Genomic DNA, 484 nt, shown 5'->3' with positions numbered 1-484 from the left:
AACGTGTGCTGGAAGTGGGCATGTCCATCTGCGCCAAGCCGACCCTGCTGATGCTCGACGAACCCACCTCGGGCATGGGCATTGATGACATCCCGGTCATGACCGACCTGATCAGCGACCTGGGCCGTGACCATACCGTGCTGTTGATCGAGCACAACATGAGCATCGTCATGTCGATCAGCCAGCGCATCACGGTAATGAGCCACGGCCAGATCCTGGTCGAGGGTACCCCTGAACAGGTGCGCAACGACGAACGCGTGCGCACTGCATACCTTGGTGAGGCCGCCTGATGCTCAACGTCGATTCGATCCATTCCTACTACGACAAGAGCCATGTGCTCGAAGGCGTCTCGCTCAAGGTCGAGGCAGGCGAACTGGTCACACTGCTTGGGCGCAACGGTGCCGGCAAGACCACCACCTTGCGCAGCATTCTTGGCATCGTTCGCCCTCGGCAGGGGCAGATCAGCTTCAACGGCCAACAGTTG

General features: G+C 59.9%; 2 protein-coding genes. Both read left to right on the top strand.

The annotated features are described in order from the left end of the window. The coding region (locus QWI17_RS09945) for an ABC transporter ATP-binding protein C-terminal domain-containing protein (protein ID WP_502553145.1) at nucleotides 1–290 on the top strand (290 nt) is incomplete at its 5' end. Further along, a partial coding sequence (locus QWI17_RS09940) for an ATP-binding cassette domain-containing protein (RefSeq protein WP_302722354.1) occupies nucleotides 290–484 on the top strand: 195 nt, incomplete at its 3' end. The genes QWI17_RS09945 and QWI17_RS09940, both read left to right, overlap by 1 nt.

The organism is Gilvimarinus gilvus (genome assembly GCF_030518155.1).
GTDB classification, from domain to species: domain Bacteria; phylum Pseudomonadota; class Gammaproteobacteria; order Pseudomonadales; family Cellvibrionaceae; genus Gilvimarinus; species Gilvimarinus gilvus.
The sequence above is the reverse complement of the archived record's forward strand: the minus strand, read 5'-3'. Positions and strand labels throughout refer to the sequence as shown.